Raw genomic sequence first — 8,135 nt, 5'->3', positions numbered from 1 at the left:
GTCTACGTTTCGCGATCCGTGAAGGTGGCCGTACAGTAGGTGCTGGTGTTGTTGCTAAGATCTTCGACTAATTCATAGCGAATTAGCGATGCTTTCGGAAAATCTTGAATTAGATTTGACGAACCAGTAGCAAAAAGGGCATCATTTGATGCCCTTTTTCTGCACTCAACATTATTTTTGCTGTTTTCTTGTTCAGAAGTGGGTTGGGCGCAGAGCAAGATTAAGCAAAGAGGCTTAATCTTAAGAAGAGTACGCTGATTTTTTCAGCGATATGGAGTTTGCCCTGCAACAGCGGGGTTGTTGTCGTCTATATTAAGACTTGTAACAGGTTGGTTTTATGAAAGCAAATAATGCTGAAACTCCTGATAGCTCAAACGCAGCAGATACGTTTAAGTGGGTAGCCGCTTTCGTATTGGCAGCTGCCGCTGTTGTGGGTAATTACCTGTATGGTGAAATGTCTGTAGTGGTTCGTGCTGCAGGCGTTGTTGTTCTTATTGCAGCTGCCTTAGGCGTTGCAGCAACAACGACTAAAGGTAAAGCAGCGATCAGTTTTGCAAAAGAATCTCGTATGGAAGTACGTAAAGTTGTTTGGCCTACTCGCCAAGAAACCATGCAAACAACACTGATCGTTTTAGCTGTAAGTATTGTAATGGCTCTAGTGCTATGGGGTATTGACGGAATTATGGTTCGTCTAGTAGCTCTAGCAACTGGGGTATAGAGGGTTTTTATTCATGAGTGAAGCTCCAAAAAAACGCTGGTATGTGGTTCAAGCCTTCTCTGGATTTGAAGGTCGTGTAGCTCAATCTCTGCGCGAGCATATCAAAATGCACGGCATGGAAGAGCTATTCGGTGAAGTACTGGTTCCTACTGAAGAAGTAGTGGAAATGCGCGCGGGTCAGCGTCGCAAATCTGAGCGTAAGTTCTTCCCAGGTTACGTCCTTGTTCAGATGATTATGAACGATGAATCATGGCACCTAGTACGCAGTGTGCCGCGTGTCATGGGCTTCATTGGTGGTACCTCAGACCGTCCGGCACCTATCACGGATAAAGAGGCTGACGCGATTCTTAATCGTCTTGAGAAAGCGAGTGAAGCGCCTCGTCCGCGTACAATGTACGAAGCGGGTGAAGTGGTACGTGTTAACGAAGGTCCATTTGCTGATTTCAACGGTACTGTTGAAGAAGTGGATTACGAGAAGAGCCGCCTGAAAGTGTCTGTATCGATCTTTGGTCGTGCGACACCAGTTGAGCTTGAATTTGGTCAGGTTGAAAAGCTGGACTAAGACTCTTCGTTAAAGAGTATAAAAAATCACCTTTTTAGGGTTGTATAAGGCGCGGATTATGACTATAATTTCGCGCCTTTTTACTTCAAGTGAAGTAAAAAGTTTCTTACACAAACGGGGAGCTGATCCGCGATTAGCGTTTGTACCCAAACTTAGGAATTATCATGGCTAAGAAAGTTGAAGCTTACATCAAGCTACAAGTTGCTGCTGGTATGGCTAACCCTAGTCCACCAGTAGGTCCTGCACTAGGTCAACACGGTGTGAACATCATGGAATTCTGTAAAGCGTTCAACGCAAAAACAGAATCTATTGAGAAAGGTCTACCAACTCCAGTAGTTATCACAGTATACAGCGACCGTTCTTTCACGTTCGTAACTAAGACTCCACCTGCTGCTGTTCTTCTTAAGAAAGCTGCTGGCGTTAAGTCTGGTTCAGGTCGTCCAAACACTGAAAAAGTTGGTACTGTAACTGACGCTCAAATCCAAGAAATCGCAGAAACTAAAGCTGCTGATATGACTGGTGCTGACATCGAAGCGATGAAGCGTTCTATCGCTGGTACTGCTCGTTCAATGGGCCTAGTGGTAGAGGGTTAATAAGATGGCAAAACTAACTAAGCGCATGCGCGTAATCCGCGAAAAAGTTGACGTAACTAAAGAATACGAAATCAACGAAGCTGTTGCTCTTCTTCAAGAACTAGCGACTGCTAAATTCGTTGAGTCTGTAGACGTTGCTGTTAACCTAGGCATTGATGCTCGTAAATCTGACCAGAACGTACGTGGTGCAACTGTACTACCTCACGGCACTGGCCGCGAAATCCGCGTTGCAGTGTTCACTCAAGGTGCTAACGCTGAAGCAGCTAAAGAAGCTGGCGCAGACATCGTAGGTATGGAAGATCTTGCTGAGCAAGTTAAGAAAGGCGAAATGAACTTTGACGTAGTTGTTGCTTCTCCAGATGCAATGCGCGTTGTAGGTCAACTAGGTACTATCCTAGGTCCTCGCGGTCTTATGCCAAACCCTAAAGTTGGTACTGTAACTCCTAACGTTGCTGAAGCAGTTAAAAACGCTAAAGCTGGTCAGGTTCGTTACCGTAACGACAAAAACGGCATCATCCACACTACTATCGGTAAAGCAAACTTCTCTGCTGAGCAGATCAAAGAGAACCTAGAAGCACTTCTAGTTGCTCTGAAGAAAGCTAAGCCATCTTCAGCGAAAGGTACTTTCCTGAAGAAAGTAAGCATCTCTACTACTATGGGTGCTGGTGTTGCTGTTGATCAGGCTAGCCTGAACACTCAAGCATAATTTATTTGCTTAGGCGCAAAATTAGTGTATAATTTTGCGCCTAATATTTGTGGTTGGGGCTGAACTTTGGTTCTTTGAACTGTCTCCTAGTTCGAAATGAATTAAGACCCAGTCTCCGTCCAAGACCGTAGGTGTTTGTGTAAAAGCAAACTTAATTATCCTACGTAGATGGTGCCCGAACTGACAGAAAGCTCTATGTAATATAGTTAACTTTCTTCTGGGGAAGCACCTCAATAGCTCTCACTGTCGTGATGATAGTGAGTGGTGTAACGACAACCAGGAGTAAATCCAAGATGGCTTTAAACCTTCAAGACAAAAAAGCAATTGTTGCTGAAGTCAACGAAGCTGCCAGTGGTGCACTTTCTGCAGTTGTAGCTGATTCTCGTGGCGTTCAAGTTGGCGCGATGACTTCTCTACGTAAACAAGCTCGTGAAGCTGGCGTTTACATGAGAGTTGTTCGTAACACTCTTGCTCGTCGTGCGGTTGAAGGTACTGAGTACGAGTGTCTAACTGACACTTTCACTGGTCCTACTCTAATCGCATTCTCTAATGAGCACCCAGGTGCTGCAGCGCGTCTTTTCAAAGACTTCGCTAAAGAGAACAAAGATTTCGAGATCAAAGCTGCTGCATTTGAAGGCGCTTTAACTGACGCTGAAGTACTAGCAACACTACCAACTTACGACGAAGCAATTGCACGCCTAATGATGTGCATGAAAGAAGCTTCGGCTGGCAAGCTGGCGCGTACTATCGCAGCTATCCGCGATCAAAAACAAGAAGCAGCGGCATAAGCCTTGCTTTTTACTGGTTGCTTAATAAACTTATTGTTGACTTAAAAGAGAATTGTTATGTCTATTACTAACGAGCAAATCCTAGACGCAGTTGCAGAAATGTCTGTAATGCAAGTTGTTGAACTAATCGAAGCAATGGAAGAGAAATTCGGTGTTTCTGCTGCTGCTGCTGTTGTAGCTGGCGGCGCTGCTGCAGGCGAAGCTGCTGCTGAGCAAACTGAATTCGACGTAATCCTAGAAGCTGCTGGCGGTAACAAAGTTGCTGTAATCAAAGCAGTACGTGGCGCAACTGGCCTAGGTCTTAAAGAAGCTAAAGCTCTAGTAGACGGCGCTCCAGCACCTCTTAAAGAAGGTGTTGAGAAAGCAGAAGCTGAAGCTCTTAAAGCTCAGCTAGAAGAAGCTGGTGCAACTGTTGCTGTTAAGTAATTATTGCATAGTTTCTTAGCCTAACGGCTAATTGGCTGGTGGTTTTTTAACCACCGGCCTTTTTGCGCTGTAGGGTATAGGCGAATTTTCCCGCTGTTTAAGCGCCTGATATCCATGCAAAAAACATTTCATTCTTACGAAATGAAATGTCACTACAGTAAACAGCTATATTAGTCACTGTCCCTTACCCCCCTTAAGTAACTAGGAGCGGGCGGACAGTTTGGGTCACTTATCAGCGAGCTGAGGAACCCCATGGTTTACTCTTATACCGAGAAAAAGCGCATCCGTAAGGACTTTGGTACTCGTCCACAAGTTTTGGACATTCCATACCTGCTATCGATCCAGCTCGATTCGTTCGACAAATTTATCGAACAGGATCCTGAAGGTCAATACGGTCTTGAAGCCGCTTTCCGTTCTGTATTCCCGATTCAGAGCTACAACGGCAATTCTGAGCTGCAATACGTTAGCTACCGTCTTGGTGAGCCAGTTTTTGACGTTAAAGAATGTCAAATCCGCGGTGTAACTTACTCAAAGCCACTACGTGTAAAACTACGCCTAGTTATCTTTGATAAAGACGCGCCAGCAGGTACTGTAAAAGACATTAAAGAACAAGAAGTCTACATGGGTGAAATTCCACTCATGACAGACAATGGTACCTTCGTAATCAACGGTACCGAGAGGGTTATCGTATCCCAGCTGCACCGAAGCCCAGGCGTGTTCTTCGACAGCGATAAGGGTAAGACCCACTCTTCAGGTAAAGTTTTATACAACGCACGTGTTATTCCTTACCGTGGTTCATGGCTTGATTTCGAGTTTGATCCTAAGGATAACTTGTACGTTCGTATCGACCGCCGTCGTAAGCTACCAGCATCGATCATCCTTCGTGCACTAGGTAAGTCGACAGAAGAAATCCTAGATATCTTCTTCGAGAAAGTGAACTTCGAAGTGAAAGACCAAACTCTATTGATGGAGTTGGTTCCTGATCGTCTACGTGGTGAAACTGCGTCATTCGACATCGAAGCAAATGGTAAAGTTTACGTTGAGCAAGGTCGTCGCGTAACAGCTCGTCATATCCGCCAACTAGAAAAAGATGGTGTTGATCACATCGAAGTACCAGTTGAGTACATCGTAGGTAAAGTTGCATCAAAAGATTACATCAATGAAGCAACAGGCGAGATCATTGTTAACGCTAACCAGGAAATCAGCCTGGAAGCACTAGCGAACCTATCTCAGGCTGGCCACAAAGCGCTAGAAGTTCTATTCACGAACGATCTAGACCACGGTCCATTCATGTCAGAAACACTACGTATCGACAGCACGGTTGATCGTATTTCTGCATTGGTAGAAATCTACCGCATGATGCGCCCTGGTGAGCCGCCAACAAAAGAAGCTGCAGAAGCTCTATTCGAAAGCCTATTCTTCTCTGAAGAGCGTTACGATCTATCGACTGTTGGTCGTATGAAGTTCAACAGCTCTATCGGCCGTGAAGATGCTCAAGAGCAAGGCACACTTGATGAAACTGATATCATCGAAGTGATGAAGAAGCTGATCGCGATCCGTAACGGTAAGGGCGAAGTGGACGATATCGACCACCTAGGCAACCGTCGTATCCGTTCTGTAGGCGAAATGGCTGAGAACCAGTTCCGTGTAGGTCTAGTACGTGTTGAGCGTGCAGTTAAAGAGCGTCTAAGCCTAGGCGATCTTGACGCAATCATGCCTCAAGACTTGATCAACGCGAAGCCAATTTCTGCGGCAGTTAAAGAATTCTTTGGCTCTTCACAGCTTTCACAGTTCATGGACCAAAACAACCCGCTATCAGAAGTAACGCACAAGCGTCGTATTTCTGCGTTGGGTCCTGGCGGTCTAACTCGTGAACGTGCTGGCTTCGAAGTACGTGACGTACACGTAACTCACTACGGTCGTCTATGTCCTATCGAAACGCCTGAAGGTCCAAACATCGGTCTGATCAACTCTCTATCTGCGTTTGCGCGTTGTAACGAGTACGGTTTCCTAGAGACACCATACCGTCGCGTTGTAGATGGCGTAGTAACAGACGAAGTAGATTACCTATCTGCAATCGAAGAAGGCCAATTCGTTATCGCACAGGCGAACGCTAAGCTAAACGAAGATGGTACTTTTGCAGATGAGCTGATCACAGCTCGTCAGAAAGGTGAATCTGGTCTACACCCTCGTGAGCACGCTCAGTACATGGACGTTGCGACAAACCAGGTTGTATCTATCGCTGCATCGCTTATCCCGTTCCTAGAACACGATGATGCGAACCGTGCATTGATGGGTGCGAACATGCAACGTCAGGCAGTTCCAACACTGAAAGCTGACAAACCGCTTGTTGGTACTGGTATTGAACGTAACGTAGCAGTTGACTCAGGTGTAACTGCAGTTGCTAAACGTGGTGGTGTAATCCAGTCAGTAGATGCTTCTCGTATCGTTGTTAAAGTTAACGAAGAAGAGCTAGTACCAGGTGAAGCTGGTATCGACATCTACAACCTGACTAAATACACACGTTCTAACCAGAACACATGTATTAACCAGCGCCCATGTGTGATGCCAGGTGAGCCTGTATCACGCGGTGACGTTCTTGCTGATGGTCCTTCAACAGACCTTGGTGAACTAGCGCTTGGTCAAAACATGCGTATCGCGTTCATGCCTTGGAACGGTTACAACTTCGAAGACTCGATCTTAGTATCTGAGCGCGTAGTTCAAGAAGACCGTTTCACGACTATCCACATCCAAGAACTGACTTGTGTGGCGCGTGATACTAAGCTTGGTTCTGAAGAGATCACAGCGGATATTCCAAACGTAGGTGAGTCTGCTCTGTCTAAACTAGACGAGTCAGGTATCGTTTACATCGGTGCTGAAGTTAAGGGTGGCGACATCCTAGTTGGTAAAGTTACACCTAAAGGTGAAACTCAGCTAACGCCTGAAGAGAAGCTACTACGTGCAATCTTCGGTGAAAAAGCATCTGACGTTAAAGATACTTCACTACGTGTACCTAACTCTGTATCAGGTACGATCATCGACGTTCAAGTCTTTACTCGCGATGGCGTAGAGAAAGACAAGCGTGCGCTTGAAATCGAACAGATGCAGCTTAAAGAAGCGAAGAAAGACCTAACTGAAGAATTCCAGATTCTTGAGGGCGGCCTTCTAAACCGTGTTAAAGCTGTATTGATTGAAGGCGGTTACTCTGAAGCGAAACTAGACACAACTGATCGTAAGAAGTGGCTAGAACTAACGCTAGAAGATGACGCACTACAAACTCAGCTTGAGCAACTTGCTGAGCAGTGGGATGAGCTAAAAGCCGACTTCGATAAGAAGTTCGAAACTAAGCGTCGTAAGATCACTCAAGGTGATGATTTAGCACCTGGCGTCCTGAAGATCGTTAAGGTTTACCTAGCGGTTAAACGTCGCATTCAGCCTGGTGATAAGATGGCGGGTCGTCACGGTAACAAGGGTGTAATCTCTAAGATCAACCCTGTTGAAGACATGCCATACGATGAGAAAGGTCAGCCTGTAGACATCGTACTTAACCCACTGGGTGTACCTTCGCGTATGAACATCGGTCAGATCCTAGAAGTACACTTAGGTCTGGCAGCGAAAGGTATCGGTGACAAGATCAACCAGATGGTTAAAGAGCAGCAAGAACTAGCGAAATTCCGCGAGTTCCTACAAAAAGTTTACGATCTAGGCGACACTCGCCAGAAAGTAGACATTGCTTCTCTATCTGATGATGAAGTACGTACTCTGATCAAGAACTTGCGTGGCGGTCTACCAATCGCGACTCCTGTATTTGATGGCGCTCCAGAAGAGTCAATCAAAGCACTTCTTGAGCTAGCAGATCTACCAACATCAGGTCAGTTAACACTGTTTGATGGTCGCACAGGTGATGCGTTTGAGCGTCCTGTAACTGTTGGTTACATGTACATGCTGAAACTGAACCACCTTGTTGATGACAAGATGCACGCTCGTTCAACTGGTTCGTACAGCCTAGTAACTCAGCAACCACTAGGTGGTAAAGCTCAGTTCGGTGGTCAGCGTTTCGGTGAGATGGAAGTATGGGCACTAGAAGCATACGGTGCTGCTTACACGCTACAAGAAATGCTAACGGTTAAGTCGGATGACGTTAACGGCCGTACTAAGATGTACAAGAACATCGTAGACGGTAACCACAGCATGGAACCTGGCATGCCAGAATCGTTCAACGTACTGTTGAAAGAGATCCGCTCGCTAGGTATCAACATCGAGCTAGAAGACGAAGAGTAATCCTTTTCTCTCTTGATGAAAGTCGAGAGAATCAAAGCGATTATTTGGAAGAAGGTGCTCA

7 protein-coding genes and 1 pseudogene are annotated in these 8,135 nt (G+C 45.8%); all 8 read left to right on the top strand.

Translation table 11 applies throughout. The features are described from left to right. A pseudogene (locus tag R7Q38_RS21800) lies at positions 1-71 on the top strand (elongation factor Tu); the annotation flags it as partial. 266 nt (positions 72-337) lie between these two features. Further along, positions 338-718 carry a preprotein translocase subunit SecE gene (gene secE / locus R7Q38_RS21795; RefSeq protein WP_005384680.1) on the top strand — a complete coding sequence of 127 codons (381 nt, stop codon included), beginning with the start codon at positions 338-340 and terminating at the stop codon, positions 716-718. 13 nt (positions 719-731) lie between these two features. Beyond that, positions 732-1,280: a transcription termination/antitermination protein NusG gene (gene nusG, locus R7Q38_RS21790; protein WP_005384681.1), complete on the top strand. Its 549-nt coding sequence runs from the start codon at positions 732-734 to the stop codon at positions 1,278-1,280. Positions 1,281-1,444: 164 nt separating this feature from the next. After that, the gene (gene rplK / locus R7Q38_RS21785) at positions 1,445-1,873 is read left to right on the top strand and encodes a 50S ribosomal protein L11 (RefSeq protein ID WP_005384682.1); all 429 of its coding nucleotides are present in this window, start codon (positions 1,445-1,447) and stop codon (positions 1,871-1,873) included. A 4-nt stretch (positions 1,874-1,877) separates the two neighbouring features. Continuing rightward, positions 1,878-2,579: a 50S ribosomal protein L1 gene (gene rplA / locus R7Q38_RS21780; protein WP_005384683.1), complete on the top strand. Its 702-nt coding sequence runs from the start codon at positions 1,878-1,880 to the stop codon at positions 2,577-2,579. A gap of 293 nt (positions 2,580-2,872) precedes the next feature. Beyond that, the gene (gene rplJ, locus R7Q38_RS21775; RefSeq protein WP_005382538.1) at positions 2,873-3,367 is read left to right on the top strand and encodes a 50S ribosomal protein L10; all 495 of its coding nucleotides are present in this window, start codon (positions 2,873-2,875) and stop codon (positions 3,365-3,367) included. A gap of 57 nt (positions 3,368-3,424) precedes the next feature. After that, on the top strand, positions 3,425-3,793 hold the full coding sequence (rplL, locus tag R7Q38_RS21770; RefSeq protein WP_005382540.1) for a 50S ribosomal protein L7/L12: 369 nt from the start codon (positions 3,425-3,427) through the stop codon (positions 3,791-3,793). A gap of 252 nt (positions 3,794-4,045) precedes the next feature. Further along, on the top strand, positions 4,046-8,074 hold the full coding sequence (rpoB, locus tag R7Q38_RS21765; protein ID WP_005384685.1) for a DNA-directed RNA polymerase subunit beta: 4,029 nt from the start codon (positions 4,046-4,048) through the stop codon (positions 8,072-8,074). The last annotated feature ends 61 nt before the right edge of the window (positions 8,075-8,135 follow it).

This window comes from Vibrio sp. Vb0598, from assembly GCF_033338935.1.
GTDB classification, from domain to species: Bacteria; Pseudomonadota; Gammaproteobacteria; order Enterobacterales; family Vibrionaceae; genus Vibrio; species Vibrio alginolyticus.
Note: the sequence above shows the minus strand (reverse complement) of the source record. Positions and strands in the feature narration are given on the sequence as shown.

Coding starts and splice junctions, on each gene's coding strand:
- secE (WP_005384680.1), top strand. CDS start 338: ATGAAAGCAAATAATGCTGAAACTCCTGATAGCTCAAACGCAGCAGAT.
- nusG (WP_005384681.1), top strand. CDS start 732: ATGAGTGAAGCTCCAAAAAAACGCTGGTATGTGGTTCAAGCCTTCTCT.
- rplK (WP_005384682.1), top strand. CDS start 1,445: ATGGCTAAGAAAGTTGAAGCTTACATCAAGCTACAAGTTGCTGCTGGT.
- rplA (WP_005384683.1), top strand. CDS start 1,878: ATGGCAAAACTAACTAAGCGCATGCGCGTAATCCGCGAAAAAGTTGAC.
- rplJ (WP_005382538.1), top strand. CDS start 2,873: ATGGCTTTAAACCTTCAAGACAAAAAAGCAATTGTTGCTGAAGTCAAC.
- rplL (WP_005382540.1), top strand. CDS start 3,425: ATGTCTATTACTAACGAGCAAATCCTAGACGCAGTTGCAGAAATGTCT.
- rpoB (WP_005384685.1), top strand. CDS start 4,046: ATGGTTTACTCTTATACCGAGAAAAAGCGCATCCGTAAGGACTTTGGT.